The sequence below is a fragment of the Shewanella sp. SM69 genome (genome assembly GCF_025653985.1).
In the GTDB taxonomy this organism is placed as follows: Bacteria; Pseudomonadota; Gammaproteobacteria; order Enterobacterales; family Shewanellaceae; genus Shewanella; species Shewanella oncorhynchi.
Genome location: NZ_JAKKRV010000018.1, coordinates 88,355 through 104,556 on the forward strand (window position 1 = coordinate 88,355; position 16,202 = coordinate 104,556).

16 protein-coding genes are annotated in these 16,202 nt (G+C 42.6%); 9 read left to right on the plus strand and 7 right to left on the minus strand.

The features are described 5' to 3' along the window. Window positions 1–27: 27 nt before the first annotated feature. A complete protein-coding gene (locus L5M37_RS19940; protein WP_259216115.1) occupies window positions 28–519 on the minus strand; it encodes a hypothetical protein in 492 nt (163 codons plus the stop codon). Window positions 520–672: 153 nt separating this feature from the next. Between L5M37_RS19940 and L5M37_RS19945 the strand changes: the two genes are divergently transcribed. Further along, the gene (locus L5M37_RS19945) at window positions 673–1,395 is read left to right on the plus strand and encodes an HDOD domain-containing protein (RefSeq protein ID WP_259216116.1); all 723 of its coding nucleotides are present in this window, start codon (window positions 673–675) and stop codon (window positions 1,393–1,395) included. Window positions 1,396–1,425: 30 nt separating this feature from the next. Here L5M37_RS19945 and L5M37_RS19950 read toward each other — a convergent pair whose 3' ends face one another. The 3 genes from L5M37_RS19950 to L5M37_RS19960 are packed head-to-tail and all read right to left on the minus strand — an operon-like array spanning window position 1,426 to window position 5,687. Next, on the minus strand, window positions 1,426–4,110 hold the full coding sequence (locus tag L5M37_RS19950; protein WP_259216117.1) for a TraC family protein: 2,685 nt from the start codon (window positions 4,108–4,110) through the stop codon (window positions 1,426–1,428). Between the two features lie 12 nt (window positions 4,111–4,122). Beyond that, on the minus strand, window positions 4,123–4,860 hold the full coding sequence (locus tag L5M37_RS19955; RefSeq protein ID WP_259216118.1) for a TraV family lipoprotein: 738 nt from the start codon (window positions 4,858–4,860) through the stop codon (window positions 4,123–4,125). Further along, on the minus strand, window positions 4,860–5,687 hold the full coding sequence (locus L5M37_RS19960; RefSeq protein ID WP_263201693.1) for a hypothetical protein: 828 nt from the start codon (window positions 5,685–5,687) through the stop codon (window positions 4,860–4,862). Before L5M37_RS19960 ends, L5M37_RS19955 begins: the two co-directional genes overlap by 1 nt. Before the next feature lie 278 nt (window positions 5,688–5,965). On the opposite strand from L5M37_RS19960, the gene L5M37_RS19965 reads away from it, so the two are divergent. Both L5M37_RS19965 and L5M37_RS19970 read left to right on the plus strand, forming a co-directional pair. Continuing rightward, window positions 5,966–7,228: a PD-(D/E)XK nuclease-like domain-containing protein gene (locus tag L5M37_RS19965; protein ID WP_259216122.1), complete on the plus strand. Its 1,263-nt coding sequence runs from the start codon at window positions 5,966–5,968 to the stop codon at window positions 7,226–7,228. Between the two features lie 14 nt (window positions 7,229–7,242). Further along, on the plus strand, window positions 7,243–7,590 hold the full coding sequence (locus tag L5M37_RS19970) for a hypothetical protein (RefSeq protein ID WP_259216123.1): 348 nt from the start codon (window positions 7,243–7,245) through the stop codon (window positions 7,588–7,590). Between the two features lie 414 nt (window positions 7,591–8,004). On the opposite strand, the gene L5M37_RS19975 is transcribed toward L5M37_RS19970, so the two are convergent. The 3 genes from L5M37_RS19975 to L5M37_RS19985 form a co-directional block, all read right to left on the minus strand. Continuing rightward, window positions 8,005–9,090, minus strand: coding sequence for a hypothetical protein (locus L5M37_RS19975; RefSeq protein WP_259216124.1), 1,086 nt, complete (start codon window positions 9,088–9,090; stop codon window positions 8,005–8,007). Beyond that, the gene (locus L5M37_RS19980; protein WP_259216125.1) at window positions 9,080–10,297 is read right to left on the minus strand and encodes an AAA family ATPase; all 1,218 of its coding nucleotides are present in this window, start codon (window positions 10,295–10,297) and stop codon (window positions 9,080–9,082) included. Before L5M37_RS19980 ends, L5M37_RS19975 begins: the two co-directional genes overlap by 11 nt. 894 nt (window positions 10,298–11,191) lie before the next feature. Then, window positions 11,192–12,358, minus strand: coding sequence for a replication initiation protein (locus L5M37_RS19985; RefSeq protein WP_259560892.1), 1,167 nt, complete (start codon window positions 12,356–12,358; stop codon window positions 11,192–11,194). 652 nt (window positions 12,359–13,010) lie between these two features. Here L5M37_RS19985 and L5M37_RS19990 point away from each other — a divergent pair. From L5M37_RS19990 to L5M37_RS20015, 6 genes are all read left to right on the plus strand, one after another. Then, on the plus strand, window positions 13,011–13,586 hold the full coding sequence (locus tag L5M37_RS19990) for a hypothetical protein (RefSeq protein WP_263177133.1): 576 nt from the start codon (window positions 13,011–13,013) through the stop codon (window positions 13,584–13,586). Between the two features lie 72 nt (window positions 13,587–13,658). Beyond that, complete coding sequence (locus tag L5M37_RS19995) at window positions 13,659–14,177, plus strand: single-stranded DNA-binding protein (RefSeq protein ID WP_263148828.1); 519 nt, start codon at window positions 13,659–13,661, stop codon at window positions 14,175–14,177. Window positions 14,178–14,679: 502 nt separating this feature from the next. Then, window positions 14,680–14,967 (plus strand): hypothetical protein, encoded by a 288-nt coding sequence (locus L5M37_RS20000; RefSeq protein ID WP_259216129.1) that lies wholly within the window; start codon window positions 14,680–14,682, stop codon window positions 14,965–14,967. Between the two features lie 150 nt (window positions 14,968–15,117). Further along, window positions 15,118–15,519 (plus strand): hypothetical protein, encoded by a 402-nt coding sequence (locus tag L5M37_RS20005; protein WP_259216130.1) that lies wholly within the window; start codon window positions 15,118–15,120, stop codon window positions 15,517–15,519. 78 nt (window positions 15,520–15,597) lie between these two features. After that, window positions 15,598–16,017, plus strand: a complete 420-nt coding sequence (locus L5M37_RS20010) for a hypothetical protein (RefSeq protein ID WP_263177134.1) — start codon at window positions 15,598–15,600, stop codon at window positions 16,015–16,017. Continuing rightward, window positions 15,930–16,202: DUF4277 domain-containing protein (locus tag L5M37_RS20015; RefSeq protein WP_263201694.1), on the plus strand; the 273-nt coding region annotated here is incomplete at its 3' end. The genes L5M37_RS20010 and L5M37_RS20015, both read left to right, overlap by 88 nt.

Sequence of the window (16,202 nt, forward strand, 5' to 3'; positions counted from 1 at the left end):
CTTCTTGATTGAGGCAAATTTTGAGAATTAGCTGTTGGGACTAGCACACTGCACGAATTCTTGGAATCCCCTTTTCGTCGGCTGCGCTTCTCTTTCGTCACAGCGTCCTAGGAACTCGATTGGCTTATTAATAACCCCCATACACGAGGCCAACGTCCAGTAGCTCCCAAACGATGCGCTATGACCCGATTGATAGTTGTTATATGCCGTGTGAATTAATCGACGAGTAATTTCAACAGGGATCTGATTGCTACCCTCGGTGTACTCTTTAGCAATATAATAATCAATAATCACCCCTTCTGGATTGACTTCGCTTTCAGCGTACTTAGGTGCCTCTAAACTGCCTGGGATCCATTTAGCCCCAGTCTCATAACCATGTGCGTAATAGCGAAACTGGGCCATAGCAACAGCACAGCTTTCAGCCTCATTAGGCGCGGGTGATGCGAATGCTGGCGCCGTGAACGAATAAAAAACAGCCAACATCAAACCTAACACCATACAATTTATATTTCTCAACATGCGACCCCCATAGTTAAAGTAGTTTATACTAATTAATTTTTTTGTACGGCATAGATACTGATGTACGATTACACTCAACAGGTGTTTCATGATACTCTTCAGTCTAAGCGTCTAAGCGTCTAAGCGTCTAAGCGGTTAATTAATGGATGATTTATGGCTAACTACACCATATCGGCTAAATCAATAACTGACGCAACCCAAAGCGCTCAGTTTGATTTACTTATCAAAAATGTCCCCGTACCGGAGATCAGGGAAATTTTGAAGCACGACGATCCCATTAATGAACTTTACCGACTTGTTGGTAATGATGCTGCTCTCGCTGCGTTGTTCCTTCGTGTAGCCAATTCAGCTGCATTACCCGTCATTAAAAACTTTGATGATTTAAAACGTGCAATCACCAAACTAGGAACGCTCAGAAGTGTCAATCTGATCATTACCTACATGCTAAGACAACTGTTGCCTAGCTCCGCTTATGACGTCAGTACTCAACTCATAAACTATTCAATCGACACCGCCATCGCACTCGACTACATTCAGCGCAAACCCAGTTCGTATATCACAGGCATTGCGTTATTCGGTGGAGCTATGCTGGTAGCTGGTTACGCTGATCACATGGGTATTAATGTCACAATTGGTGAATGCACAGCACTCAACCAAGAACTACTTCCTGTGTTCATTCGACACTGGTCATTCCCTGAAGAAACACTGCAAGCAATAGAGCTGTATCTTGCCAATGAACATTCGAGTATCACATTAGCGATTTCCGCTGTTGCCCATAAACATCTGTTATCCCCCTTCCCTGGGGTAGATTCGAGCCTCCCTGAGAGACAGCTTGAAGAAGTTGTTTCCAGTATCAACGCTAATCAATTCTTTTAAGTAAGAACGCGAGGCCTGCGAGCAGCAGGCCTAAGATTCATTTTTGGCGTCGAATCGACGTCGCCATGTCCCGACTAGATCTTTTCCTTCCCTTTCAGCAATCATCTGGCAAGCGGTAAACATATCGACCCCCTTGTCTTTCATCATGATTTCAATCTGTTTTTTCTCGTCTGGAGCGGTAGAGTAAGTCAGTGCTTTAGCCCTTGGCAGATATAGCCTGCCTACAGATTTTGTGCCGCCACTGCATAACAGAACTTCACTGAAAAACGGCCTAACCGTCTTGATATTCCTCAGTAAAAGGTAATCCTGCTCAATGAACTTACCCTCTTTATTGAGTCGGGCCAGTTCCTCACCGTTTTGCATGAGGTAGAATAAGTGAGCCGAGTTACTGGCCATCGCGATACCCGCAGGCGACTCGTTGGCATCCTTCATCGATTGCGAAATACACACACCCAGGCTGTTGTACTTACGGAAACGACGCCAACCAGATTCGAGGAATTTTGCCAGAGTTTGAAGAACCTGACGGGTCTGCTCATCTACACCCTTGTTTTCCTTTAAGAACTCCCACGCTTCATCGAGAATAAAGGCTTTCACAATATGCAGTTGATCATGCCTAAACATTTCCTGCTGAATACGTTGAATACACAGCATGATACACACCGCTTTGAGCTGGTCTGAACCGTTAAGTCCGTCTAGCTCTAACACCACTAAATCCTTCTCAAACTGAATGGGCGGCTTGCTAGGGTTGAACATCCAACTGTTTTGGCCACCGCGTAAGTAACACCAAGGAGTCAATTGGTCGCTGATTTGTTGAACTTCTTCTCGGGGATGTTTAGCACAAGCATCAGCGAAATCGTCAATACTGGTTTCCCTACCCTTCTCGTTCCACAGTTGCATGAGCAATACTGACATTGCAGAGTATTGATAGCTGTTACAGTCTCCAAGTGGGAAAGCCATCAACTTCAGGATGTTCAACAGCATTTCACCTTGAGCGCCTAAATAGTTGTTAGCGTCACTATCTACAACGCCTTCATCAGTATCTTTTTGAGATTCGTCGATACTCTTAAAAGGACATAGGTTAAACGCAAAGCGGTTGTCCGGAATAACCTCTACGAACTGTCCTGCGTACAACTCTGTTGTTTTAACGTATGAGCGACCTGAGTCGATGATGAATACGCGGCCACCATCAGGATCACCGTGGATATTACCAAGTGCATCTGGATAACGGTTTTCTCCGGTTGAAAGTAGACCTTCAATCAAATAGTTAGCAGAGACCGACTTCCCAGCGCCAGAGGTTGCGGTTATAAAGATGTTGTAATTGGAGTCTGACTTTAATGGGTCAAAGGTGATTAACTGACCATCACGGGCAATGTATGTCAGCACAGGGTGTCGCACTGCGTTTCCTGGCCACGATGCCACCATAGGAACGAAGAACTTGACCAAGTTACTAGGGAGAAAGTCAAAGCGTTCAATGAAACTACTGACTTCACTTGAGGTACACATTGGCAGACCATTTAGCCAAGTGAAACGGCCAATCAAGCTATCCACGCCAGCTGACCAACTAAAGCCTTCCATGCGCGTGATTAGTTTTTTAGTGCAGTTCTTAACTGACTTTAAAGTCGGTCCCCACATTTGAAAGTTTAAATGAAAGCGGCAATGCTGAGCCTTTTCTCGCTCTAGATAATGCTCGTAGTATTCAAAATCTTGCAGGCCGTATTTCAAAGACGAAATCCAACGAGCCCACGGACCTTCACCTATCTGTTTGGCCATTAGGCGGCGCTTGGAGTAATCCTTAGCGACTTTCTTAGGGCTCATTTCAACAACAAGGTTGATCATGAAATTGCCGGGAATAGCGCCATCATCCCCTTTCAACCAATCGCCAGTCATTAAATGTAACGTGCCTTGGTAAATGGAATCTGGGAACTCTTTAATGCTCACACTTTGAATAAATCGTGTAGAACCATCTTCCGCTTTAATCGCCATATAATCAGAACCATCGACTTTGACCTCAGTGCCAGGTTCAAGCAACTGCGCACGGATGGGCTGAGTAGAACGGTAACAGCCTTGTCTACCATCTACTTTAATTCCACGGCGCCAAACTGCATTCGGGGATGGGTTGTGGATCATCTGCAATCGGTTAATTAGGATCTCAGGTTGCATTTTGGTCGCTACACCAAAGATTTGTTGTAATGACGCTTCATGGTTGTTAGCCATATCTACAAAATCTTCGACTTCCTCTGTAGTCGGCATGGCTTTCTTGATAGGCACCTTGATTGAGGCCCATACCTCGAAGTTGCGAAGCGGTACACCTTCCATATCTCGCGAAGGGATTGAGGTATCAGCAAGCGCTTTATAATAATCAACCATGTATTCGGTCATATTGTCATTATCAATGACCGTATCGAACCGATTACGCTTGCCACGGCAATGTCGGTAATTGTCTAACACTGTTACTAAGTCGTCTGAAGCCACTAGCGAGAATTGCAGCACAGTCCCTTCTGGATAGACTTTTTTGAAAATCGAATCCAGCGTGGAAATCGTATTTGCACCATAACCACCTGACGGTGGACATAGCCACGTTACGCCAAGGTAACCCCCTTCTAAGATGTAACCAAGATGCTCCCCTTCCTCACTCACAAATTCATCTAAGATTGGGATGATTGAGGAATATTTCTCAATGCCTTGACTATTTTTCCAGTTATTTACAGTTGTCATTTCGCACCCGTGTTAATTGCCGTTAGCGCGTAACGCTTCTTGAACTGCTTTTGGCGCTTGGTCCAAAGTGGCCTTTGCCGCTTCTAGATCAGCATTGAAATTATTACGCCCAGGTTTACCTGTCTTAATGCCAACTCCGTTAATTTCGCTTGGGTTACCCCTTCGCTCTTCTTCAATGGATTGCTGACGAATATAAAGCGGAGTGATTTGAGCAGGCATGTTGAATGCTTCACGGCCATAGGTGTATTTACGGGTTTCAATTTCGGTATAGACATAACCGACGTTCTGTAAACGGCCTTTGTCGTCTTGCCATGGAGCAAATGCAACACGAAGCATTTTGGGCGCCTGTCGAACAGCGATAGGCTCTGGTGCGGGTAATGCACGGTTGTTATCAGCCCTAAACATGTAAGCATTACTGACGTCATTCAGGGTAATTGGTTGGCCGTTAGCGTCCAAGCCATAGCCGGATTGATTGGCCATTGCGCCGGAGGTAGCCACTGACTTCTTAGGTACGTTACAGTCAGGGCAATCTTCATCGCTTGCAGCTGCTCGCCGCGCTTTTTCTGCCTCAATGCCGCCTGGTGTATCAGCCAGTTTCAGAATTTCTCTAGTGGTGGTACAGGGTAATCCGCTGTTTTGAGTGTTCACACAAACCGTAGGTTCTTCACCCGTTTCGAACATCGACTGACATCCAAAAAGAGTTGCCAAACTAACTGCGACCATGCCTAATTTTAATGCTCGAGTAATCATTATTTCTCCGTTTGGGAAATGAAATCAGTTAATGAATCGGGTAATCCGACGTTGTGCAGTCCGTGTCCGTTAACGAAATAGGGTAAACGACGGATCTGTAGAAATTGAGTAACCCCAATCGTGGTGGATAGCTTTTTAATGTCGCAGTTTTCGAGGGTTTCTGGGGCTGTGGTGAAACCACTGTTAACTAGCAATCGTAGGGATTCACTTTGGTCTTTGGCGCACCACAGCTCCCTAGCTCTGATCGCAGCCTCTTTACCATTCACTATTGGGGTAAGCAGTAACGCGATTTGCTTACCTTTAATCGAAAGGAGCTTGTTAAATAGGTCAGCGTTTAACTTCGATAAAGGATCTACAAATACAACTAGATCGGGCTCTGTTTTTGCTAAATCACCAATGTAATATGCAGCCATATCCTTCACAGAAACCCCTAAGACCTTATCAATCTTGGCAAGCCATGCCGCCTTTGCGTTGGCTTCAGTTGCTATAGGTGAACGGTTCCAGCCATCGAATACCTCGCCGCCTTTAACGAGAATCCTTCCATCCGTGGAGGCGAGCACTTGAGTACCATCTCGAGAGACCATCATCACCATACCTTTCACGGGAAGCGCTTGAGACCATACGATGTCGTTTAACATCGAGAAAGCATTCTTGATAAGCTCCTTACCCTCTCCTTCCGGCATTTTCTCTGGTTGTGTTTGTGACTGCTTAGCTGATTTGTTAGCCTCTAACAAAGCATCTAAGCCACTGTTGGCCATAGCCAGCGGATGACACAAACCAAGCGATACTGCTAACGCAATTTTGGTTATCCTTTTCTTGATACTCATAGCGCTTACAATCCAAAAAGTGTGTTGTGCATTTCAGCAGTTTTGCATCCACAAGTCAATTTTCAAGTCATTTTTCGTGAATTTCTTGCGCAATAAAATTTGATTGGTATGATGCAGTCATTATTAAAACAACTAGAACTTATAGCTATTAGCTAAAAGCTCACTCCAATAGCCCGCTCTTGCGGGCATTTTTTTGCTCCATTTCTAAAAATTTGCCTCATTTGGAAGCCGTGTAATGATGGTTGCAATTGAAGATTTAGATTTTTGGAGTGAGTATCATGAGTTCATTTGATTTTGATTTAGATGCGTTAAATTCTGCTATGAACGCATTTTTTGATCCTGCCAGCGTGAGCACGGTTACCATCACCAGCCAGCAAACCTCAAGCATCATCCCCGCAAGCCTGACGCATTTAGTCAAGCCTGGTTATGTGGACGGCAAAGCACAATTCTTATCTGACACCGGTGAACTTATCGAAGGTGTTTACTCAGATATTCCAAACGATGTGTATCACTCATTAGATGCCATTAGCTCAAGTCAGGTTAAGTGCTATGCAGATAGCCCAATGAAATACGAACAAGCGTATATCAACGGTAAAGGTAAAAATTTCAGCGCTAAATCCCGCGAGTCCGGTGTTCTAAGCCATGAATTAACACTAGAGGGAGCCGATGTATTTAATGCTCGCAGATTTGCTCTGCTCGACTCAGAGCAATTCCCAGATGATCCAAAATCATTAACCGAGCTTAAAGATGCCTGCACAGCCAACAAACTAACAACCAGCGGCACAATTGCCGAATTAATCAAACGTCTTGAGCAAGCCAACGCTCCGCAAAAACCGTTCGAGTCTCGTCAATTGGAGTGGATAAAAGCGAATATTGGTGACGAGTGTTTTGCGTTATGCGATACCGAACTTCAGTCTACGGTGACCTGTGCTGCAATCATTAAATTACTTCAGGATAATCAACACATCGCGCTTAAGGCGCTTAAGCTGCCAGTGTCAAAGGAGATGTTTGATAGTGTTATCGGACTCAATCAAGCCATTGAACGCAACGCTCACGCGAACAAATTTTTAAATCGTAAAAACGGTATGGCGGAGGTCGCATTCTTTACAAGAGATCCTGAGACCGGATTGATGCTTAAGTGTAAAGTGGATTGGTTAACTGCCGTAAAAAAATTCATTGTTCCTTGCGATTTGAAAACCACGCGCAGTGCTAACCCAGCATTAGCTGCCTACCAGTTCGCAGACTTACGCTACGATTTGCAAGCTGTGTTTTACTTAAAAGTGATTAAGCCACATTTGAAAGAAACCGAGTATGCAGAGCGTCTATTCCCACTCATTACCGTAGAAACGGGAGATTGTGCAATTTGTGAAGTGTTTGAGCTTCACGATGATGATTGGACTATCGCTGAGCAAGATCTGCCAATAATTCTTGAGAATATGAAAAATAGCATTAAGAAAAACGAGTACCGAGGCTACACCGAACAAGGCAAGTCTGTTATCAAATTGGCAAGACGTAAATCTTCTCTGGCTGCAACTCGATAGGGAGGAGAAGGAACATGAATCTGCAACTCAAAGCACTTAAGGCCATTTACGATAAAAAACCTCACTTGGTGGCCAAGTACATCTCAGCAGGGCTCACGGGTAATCTATTGAACTTTAGGAATGGTGTTTTGCTGCGTGCGGCAATTACTTCAAATCAGCCTGAGATTGCTAAGGCGATACTAGATGCCGGAGCAAACGGGTTTGTGCTAAAAGGGGAGGCTTATGCAGCAGCGTTTAAGCTAAACAATCCAGCATTGATTGAAATATTGCGGGACTGGGCGGAACGAAATCAGTTAGAGCTTAACACTATACCAGGGCTGGGCAGAAAACTCGGGCTTGATTCGGTGGAATCACTGATATAAAAAATTAAAATACATATTACTATCAACACCTTACGCGCTAGGCTGCTTGGTGCAGATATTTAGGTTCTATCTAAAAAACGCACCAAACTAAAAATCTCTTAAGTTGTTGTATTTAAAATATATATCCAATATTTTAACGCTTGATTCCACCGAATCACTCAAAAAAACCAGCATCACTGCTGGCTTCATTTTCTTAATGGGCCCTCTGTCTCAATTTCGCGCAACAACGATTAAGTTCCGCCAGTTCATAGAACTTCATTGCAGGAAGTCTGAATGGTTGTTTATTGGTAATCGCGTTGTTTAAGGCCGTGGCTAGTGTTAACATCACTTCTGCTGACATAAATACTCCGAATAAGTATGTTTGTTGGTGCATGACAGGTCAGGCTTGGCGGTCGGCCTGTCAGTTTCTTTTTACTACTGGTTTTTAGCTTCTACTAAATCAATTAAGAATTGTTTTAGCTTCTCAATCTCTTGCTCCGACAACCTTGTCACTTCCACCTTTGTCTTTCGGTTTTGAGTAGATAATCTAGCCCAACGATTGCGGTCATTACCCTCTGCAATTTTATCATTTGCCAACTTCTTGGGTTTTAATTGCTTATCGAAATCTTCAAACACCTTCAGTATCTGACTGTTTTTCAGGCCATCAACATCGAATAATCCCGCTACCGATGTTCCGCTTTCATTTGCATCTATGCGAATGTTTTCTATTGCCGATAGTAAATGCTCGTTCAATAAAACGGAAAGTTGATGCTTTTGAGTAATGTCATAAAGAGCCATAATCTGTGTCGAACTTAAAGCAGAAGGGCAGGGGAACAACTCAATAATTTCATCTGGAATTTCTGTGGCCTTCAGCGCTCTCGTTACATACGAATAAGAAACGTCGAATTGAACAGCTAGATCTCTTAGGGAGAGTTTTTGAGGCTTTTCTTTTTCGTCATTGTTAGCAATCTCAATCTCGTTTTTAGCGAGTGCTTTTTTCATCTGAAAACCAGCATCTCGGTAACTGTACTTTTCTGAGGTTTGGACGTATTTAACGATTTCGTGAACTTCTTCTTCCGTGAGCTCAAAATCAGTAAACAGCACATTTAGACCGGAACCCTCTAAGATTGCTGCCATGCGGCGGCGCTGACCATCAAACAAGTGATAGCCAGTAGAATCTCGTGTTGCCAATGCATCTGAAAATTGCACTTTTGCTATTGTTTCACGGATGAGCAGCAATGAATTTGGAGTTACATCGGCAGCGGGACGCGGGTTAAATGGGTGTACAAAAGACTTTGTTTTGAGTTCTTCTGCCGTTAAGTGCTTACGAGTGAATGTAAGAGTACGACCACTGGACAATTTAATTTTAATTGCAGCGGCTGATTCGTTCCGTACATCAGTATTAGCAACGAGTGCAGACTCAGCAGATTCTGGATGTAATTGGCTATTTAAACCAGCAGAGTCAATTAAGGATCTTCCGAAGGGTACGCGTTTACGTGCTTCTTTAGGATTAGAAACCATATTCTGATCCTCTAATTCTTGAAATGTGTTGGAATAGCGCCAAGGTAAATTGGTCTAGTGACTCTCTAGCTTTTTTAAGGGCTTTTGAGTCCCCTGTGTAGCTACCAGGATGTACTGACACAACGGTATCAAATGTTTCTGCACAACGCTTGAAAGCAGATAATTCAGGAATGCTAGCCATCATCATGTCTTCAGCAAAAACAGCGTTAGCAATCATTGAGCTGTTAATATCCTGTTCGCTCTGCGAATACTTAGACATAAATGCCAAATGGCCTTTTAGATTTGTTGCTGCGCCTTCTGCTTCTAAATGATCTAGCATTTCAGGAATACGAGTCACATATTGCAATGTTGAATGCAAATCGACAGTTGATGGTGGTAACGGAGTAACTAAGACGTCAGCTGCACACAATGCGCTTTTTAAAAGTGAGTCTAAGTGTGGGCCGCAGTCGATAAAGATAAAATCGTAATCGTTGATCAGCTTTTCACACACGTTGCGAGATAAAGCCTCAAACGGATTAATATCCGAACCAAAACGCTGAACGCATAGAGCTTCCCATTGTGAAGCAATAAACGCATCTGCGATGCTTGAAGGTATGATGTCTACACCTGGAACTTGAGTAGGTATGACAAACTCATCTAATAGCTCTTCACGGGTCAGGTCTTGAAACACCGCTTGTACAACTGTGTTATCAATAGTGCCAATAGAGTTTTTATGGCTCATGAACATACTGGCTGAGCTTTGAGGATCAATGTCCAGCACTAACACTTTTAAGTCATGCTGGATCATTTCAGAGTGGCAACGTAACGCTTGGGCAATGTTCACTGTAGAAACTGTCTTACTTACACCGCCTTTGAGGTTACAAAGGAATACTACATAGCCGCGTTCAAATTTTTCTCTTAACGCTTTGTGTCCACGATGCTTGTAAATATCGATTACCTGTTCAACAGTGAGATCATAAACCTCAACACTACCGTTTAGTTTTTTATCGAATTTGTAACCGGCAGCTTCCATCTCATTAATCGACTTTTCCACGATTTTACGTGTAAGGCCTCTCAAGTTGGCTAATGCGCCTTTTGAGTAACGCTGGTGAAAGGTGTCTAAACCAAATTCGATTTTGTGCTTAGAAATAGAGTCTGACATTGTATTGAGCATTTTACGTGCTCTGTCAGCAGTGATTTGCATTTTGTCTCTGAAGTGATCATTCATCGAAATTTAACTCCATTTATCAATTGCGTATAAGACTACTGCTAAAAGGTGTGGATTTCAATAGTAAGTGCGTAAAAATACACACCTCATATTGAGTGAGTTATTTTCCGCACCTTGTAGCTAGTTTTTGACTGCATGAGATAAATCCACTGAATAATCCCAGAGAGATTTTCATTATGATTAGTAGGGGGTTTTTTAGTGATATTGTCTAAAATGATCGTAATGCCCATTAGTGCATTGGTTCAGGTCTTAATGAGGGGGTTGATGCTTTTGATCTTAAGAAGATCAAATAAACGATCTATTTGCTTGGGATTATAAAAAAATATGATCTTTTTATTAAGAACTATGAAAGATATAAAGATCTATAAGGAAAGTATTACCTTAATTTTTCAGCAACTTAAGATAGTTTTTTAAATAGTTTTTTCGCTTTACTCCTAGATCTAACTCGTCGATTACCCAGATCTAACTCGTTTTACACCCAGATCTAATTCGTGATCAAACTTGAGTCTACTCGTGTAATACCCTGATTTTACTCGTGTTACCCATAGAGTTTATTAGTGTACTTATCCACAACCTAAAAATTAGCTTATTTATTGTACTAAAAATAGGGTTGACTCCCTAAATTGAATAAACTTTGTACTTAAACAATTAGTTTATTCGTGTGACTCATAGAGTTTATACGTGTCGAGACATGTAGTTTACTCGTAATATTTTCAATGTAAGTCCTTGATACATAGGTTTTAAGATTTTTGACTAAATACTCATGTAGTTTGCTAGTGTATATACCAGCAGTTTACTCGTGACTTTCTGTGTATTTTATTCGTGTGCAACCCAGTAGTTTACTCGCAATTGAGTAAACTACTGGAATAGATCTAGGGAGTGATAGGGGAGGAGTTATTTGTCGGTTTCGACGTTTAACAAGAAGTCTAATTTATCGAGGGCTGAACTCTTTAGTTTGGGCCGTTCCGATTCTGTATAGTTTTCCGCTTTTTCAATTGAAATTTTTCGGTAGTGTTTGTAGATATCGTAAAATAACTCTCTACAGCGGGGTCTGTATTTTTCATAGTGTGTTGAAAGTACGTAGTATGCGACGGCCAGCTGCTCGGTCTCTTCCTGTGTAATCTTTTCTTTCTTCAAACGGAGGCGATTTTCTGCATTCATTGCGACTTCCGCTGCCGCCTCGAGATCCATTGGATGCAATTTAATGAATTGATCTATCCAAAGGTACTCGAACTCGATGCTCGTGATTTTGTTGCCAGTTTTATTTTCGATAATGCCATGACGTTTTTTGCCCGACGCATCTGTGTTGAAAAACATCAATTCGTCACCACAGGCTTCTTCTATTTCTTCAATCGACTTTACAAGTGCCTGATTAACGAACACCGATGTGTCCTTCATCGTTTTCTTGCCTGGAAGATAGTTATCTTTGTCGTCAACTAACCCGAAAACACCTTTGAGCGTTATAACGTCTGTTTTATACAACTGCTTGTCAGGTGTTTTGAACCGAGATAATAGGTCATACATCGGTTTAGAGTATTTACCTCGCAGTCGTAGGAATCTTGCTACGTTGACCGAAGCATAACCCTTAGAAGCATCGTGGAAGAAATCTCTCAAATCATAGTTTGGAACCATTGTTAACTTTCCTCGAGCGTATTTCACTGTAGGAAAAAGCACGGATGATTCAAATTCATGAGTTGTTGGGTGCTCTGCTAGAACAGTTCGTTTCTGAAGCCGAAGTGCCACAGGTTTAATTGTTGCAGCTAGGCTTTTGGATTCGACTTCCAGCCAATCAGCCAATCTTGAAGCTGGGATAGAAATTTCGAGCTGGGTATCTTCTTTCCATTCTGTCTTTTGCATCTGGATCAGAAATAGAGCTAGTAGATTTTGCTCATGAGTCGTCATTGAAATGCGACTGTAGATTAAATTGTGGTTCTTTCTATAAGTCTGAGGCAGCTGCGCTTCAGGATGAACATCAAATTTGTCAGTTTTGACCTTTTTCGATGTTGTTGTTACCCCATCTGAACCATTTTGAATCTGCGTGTTGTTTGTTTTATCTGTCATGGCATCCTCCCGTAGCATCAATATAACGGTCACCAAATAGCTATTCCATATTTTTTTCGTGTTTACTCCATATTTTTTTCGTGTCCTACCAATTTTTACAAGTTGACTCCTATATTTTATTCGTGTTTCTCAATATTGTTTTCGTGTTTGCACAATATTTTACTCGTAATACACCAATATTTTATTCGTGTAATCCATATAGTTTACTCGTCTTAAAATGTGATTAAAATTCGTCATTCAAGTGTAAACTGCTGTTCTATATATATTTATTTTCCATGCTGAACAACAGGATCTTTCAATTAAAAATCTGTATTTTTTTTGCGCAATTTTGTTAAGTTTTTGATTCAGATTTTTTCAAGGAGGAAAAATGATTTGTAATTTGCGTTAGTTGCTGATTTTAAATGTAATTTTCTGGAACAGATAGATTTTGATCTATATATTTGTGTATCAGTATTGATTTCTAGCATCAAACTGTGAAAGCCACTCCAGAGCAGACGAGAAAAATCTATGAGTAGACGAGTAAACTCTGGTGGTCACACGGTATTTATATTGAAATTCTGCGGTGAATCGTGGCAGGGGAGGGGATAGCAAATTTGCGTGAATTGATTCAGGTGCGAATATCGGGCCATCTTTCCCTGATTGCGAGGCATTCATGAAACTATCCAGCTCTAGTCAGTTAACCGATTTACTGTCTTCGTTGTGGCCCGATAACGAAGTTAACGCCTTACACAGTCTGCTTTCATTGTTTGACACGTTAATTAACCACGGTGCCAGAGTTTGCGAGCAGCCAACGCCGGATATTACTCCCGCTCAAAAGGCGTTGTTTGTTCACGCTGTCTATTCAGAGATTTCGAGCGGCAATCTCGACCCAATTGGTAAAGCATTTAGTTTCTATGGTGCCGATGCAGTGCTTACTCACGACAAGCAGGATTTCCGCTTGTGTATCCATGCTGGTGATCGTCAGCCATTAACTGTGAAATCGTATTCGTCATTGAAGTCCGGTACTGGGCTGGACGTGCAGGGTTATCTGTTACAGCTGGCCAACGGTTGTCTAAGCAACAACGTAAACGATCCATTTCATTCTCTTTGGATACGACTAGAAGATCCGAGCCGTAGCAAGCTAATTGCCGCATACGTGCAGATTACTCTGCTAATGAAAGCGATTTCTAAGCGAGTAGGTAGGGCGGTATCAACGTTCTGTGTGGAACTGGTGGCAAGTAATATTTAAATATACAAAATTTGTGCGATTATGAGTCTGTGTTTTAATATACTCGTTAATTACTTCTTTGGAGAGAGCTAAATGGGTTCAGTTAATAAAGTTATCATCGTTGGTAATATCGGTCAGGATATTGATTTTAAAACACTTCCTAGTGGTTCAAGCGTAGCAAATTTCAGTGTGGCCACGAGTGACACTTGGAAAGACCAAGCGGGTATTCAGCAAGAGGTGACCGATTGGCACAAGATTGTTGTCTGGGGCAAGCTGGCAGAGATTATTAATCAATACGGTGGTAAAGGCCGTCAGGTCTATATTGAAGGCAAGCAAAAGACTCGTAAATATAAAGATGCTAACGGCCAAGACCGTTACACAACAGAGGTAGTCGTGGACTTTGATGGTCAGGTACAGCTTTTAGGTAGCTCACAAAAGGACAGTGCTGGCCAAAGCTCTGGTTACCAGCAAAATGCCCCGCAGCAGCAAGGTTACCAGCAAAATGCTCCACAGCAACAGCAACAGCAACAGCAACAGGGCGGTTACCAGCCTCAACCACAGGGCGGTTACCCACAAAATACACAGAAACAGAATTATAACTATCGTCGATAACTCGTAGGGATTATTCAAATGGCCGCTTTTTAGCGGCTTTTGTTCTGTCCACTGGGGCTCATAAAGCCTGCGGCGCCATGCCTTTAACTGGCCGATCCCAATAAGTCGGAGCCAAAATATTTTCAAATATGGGTTTAATGGATTCGGGAGAAAGGCAAAGCGAATTTATGCTTGCTCGAAAGAAATCGATGTTATCCGCAAACATTAATCTTAAATTTTTCAATAGTGCTATATAAGGATGTTTCTGTGAAATACAAGATGTTATCACTGGCCATCACAGTCTCTCTTGCAGGCGCAATCCACGCAAGTGAGTTTCCGCTCCCAATGAGCGGTTTTTTGTGCGTAATTTACAACCATATATGGTGACCGAAAAAATATTAAAGTAATAGGTTAACAGAGTAAGTTGATTCGTGCCTGGGAACCCCGAATTTTTGCGTGAATTTCCCAATATGAGTTAATGAGCATGAGTCAAATGGCTCGATAATTCTGAGAGGAAAGGGTAGTGGAAATACTGAATATTGCTGACATCAATGTGGCTGAATACGTTGAATACGATACGCCAGAGCAAACGCCTGTCTGGGCATGGATTGAAGAAATCGCGACGTATACGCATCGCAAGAACCATGACGCGGATAACTGCGGCATTTGGGAGTTCGTTGTGAACACCTGCTGCATTTCCGATGAAGATGGTGATGTATCAATAGATGATGTGCCGCAGGAAATCAGGGGTGCGGTCCTAGAGGCCATTGATAATGGCGCAGCCTATATTCTGTTTCATCAAGGCACCTAAGAAGCTGCCTAAGATGTAATTTAGCCCCTATAGATTTGATTCTATCTGGGGATTTTGTGTTAAATTGCTGATGAAACAGATGAAACCTAATTTTGTATTAAGCATATCCAAGCGTTATTCACAAAAATTGTGGATAAAAGGAAGGTTAAAATGAAAGTCAGATTTTTGTGTTCAGTAGCTCTAGCGTGTTCACTCTGTGTTTACGCAGACGGTGGAATAGAACAGAAAAAATCCTTTACCCAATTGGATTGCTCTGAGACTTCGCCTGTAGGTAAACAGCTCGGTTATCAGTCTGATTTTGATGATGGCAGTCGCTCAAGATTGTACTATCCCTTCGTGAAGGCTTTTGGGGGGATCCATCGAGAGTTTAGTTTGTTGAGCGGCTACAACGATGACCGCTCTCAAACCGCTGATTACTTTTACAAGCAGGCTGGGGTATCCCGCGTCAGGTATTTTGAAGCCACGGTCAACTTTAATTCTGAGTACGGCGCTAACAAAGTACCGTTGCACTGCTTCGAGATAGAACGCACCTATATTTTCCCGAAGGTCTAATCCACCAGATCTGAAATTTGCCAGAAATTCAATCATTGGTAGCCTATTCACAGTAGATAACCCAATGAGGAAAAATAGATGGAAACTCAATCAGTAGACCCAAGAGAAGCGTTTGTTAAAGAAATCACTGACGAGTCAGATGTTAGCAACTGCACTTCTTCAGACTACGAAAAAATTGAGGATGCGTTTCTTGCTGCCGCAAGCGAAATGGACAAATACCTTGAACAATGTGAAGCACTTCGAGCGGCTGGCTTTGTTGAGCTGGCAGTCAGCCTAGTCTCGTTAGACAATCATCGCCAAGCCTACGACTGGGCGCGTGAAACCGTCATTCCGCACCTAATTTTCGATTTAAAAAACTTGACGGCGATCGGTCATTCTGATCTATTACTCTCTTTTGCAGGTAATTCATCATGGCCGCTCCCGCTATCTCTATCCGTAACCTCGACCACCTTGGTTTGGTCGCTGCACTTTGCCAAGAACTCGGCATTGCTCGCATGATTGATGCGGTGCTACCCAAAACGCCGCCCTACAAAGTCTCACATGGTGAAGCGTTGGTGGCGATGATACTGAACGGTCTTGGCTTTCATAGTTCGACCTTGCACATGTTCCCGCAATTCTTTGCCAACAAGCCTGTAGAACGCCTGATTGGCCCGGGGATCTGTGCCGATGACCTCAATGATGAT

Excerpts from the sequence above, each read along its gene's own strand:
- L5M37_RS19940 (WP_259216115.1), bottom strand. The coding sequence starts at position 519 with ATGTTGAGAAATATAAATTGTATGGTGTTAGGTTTGATGTTGGCTGTT.
- L5M37_RS19945 (WP_259216116.1), top strand. The coding sequence starts at position 673 with ATGGCTAACTACACCATATCGGCTAAATCAATAACTGACGCAACCCAA.
- L5M37_RS19950 (WP_259216117.1), bottom strand. The coding sequence starts at position 4,110 with ATGACAACTGTAAATAACTGGAAAAATAGTCAAGGCATTGAGAAATAT.
- L5M37_RS19955 (WP_259216118.1), bottom strand. The coding sequence starts at position 4,860 with ATGATTACTCGAGCATTAAAATTAGGCATGGTCGCAGTTAGTTTGGCA.
- L5M37_RS19960 (WP_263201693.1), bottom strand. The coding sequence starts at position 5,687 with ATGAGTATCAAGAAAAGGATAACCAAAATTGCGTTAGCAGTATCGCTT.
- L5M37_RS19965 (WP_259216122.1), top strand. The coding sequence starts at position 5,966 with ATGAGTTCATTTGATTTTGATTTAGATGCGTTAAATTCTGCTATGAAC.
- L5M37_RS19970 (WP_259216123.1), top strand. The coding sequence starts at position 7,243 with ATGAATCTGCAACTCAAAGCACTTAAGGCCATTTACGATAAAAAACCT.
- L5M37_RS19975 (WP_259216124.1), bottom strand. The coding sequence starts at position 9,090 with ATGGTTTCTAATCCTAAAGAAGCACGTAAACGCGTACCCTTCGGAAGA.
- L5M37_RS19980 (WP_259216125.1), bottom strand. The coding sequence starts at position 10,297 with ATGAATGATCACTTCAGAGACAAAATGCAAATCACTGCTGACAGAGCA.
- L5M37_RS19985 (WP_259560892.1), bottom strand. The coding sequence starts at position 12,358 with ATGACAGATAAAACAAACAACACGCAGATTCAAAATGGTTCAGATGGG.
- L5M37_RS19990 (WP_263177133.1), top strand. The coding sequence starts at position 13,011 with ATGAAACTATCCAGCTCTAGTCAGTTAACCGATTTACTGTCTTCGTTG.
- L5M37_RS19995 (WP_263148828.1), top strand. The coding sequence starts at position 13,659 with ATGGGTTCAGTTAATAAAGTTATCATCGTTGGTAATATCGGTCAGGAT.
- L5M37_RS20005 (WP_259216130.1), top strand. The coding sequence starts at position 15,118 with ATGAAAGTCAGATTTTTGTGTTCAGTAGCTCTAGCGTGTTCACTCTGT.
- L5M37_RS20010 (WP_263177134.1), top strand. The coding sequence starts at position 15,598 with ATGGAAACTCAATCAGTAGACCCAAGAGAAGCGTTTGTTAAAGAAATC.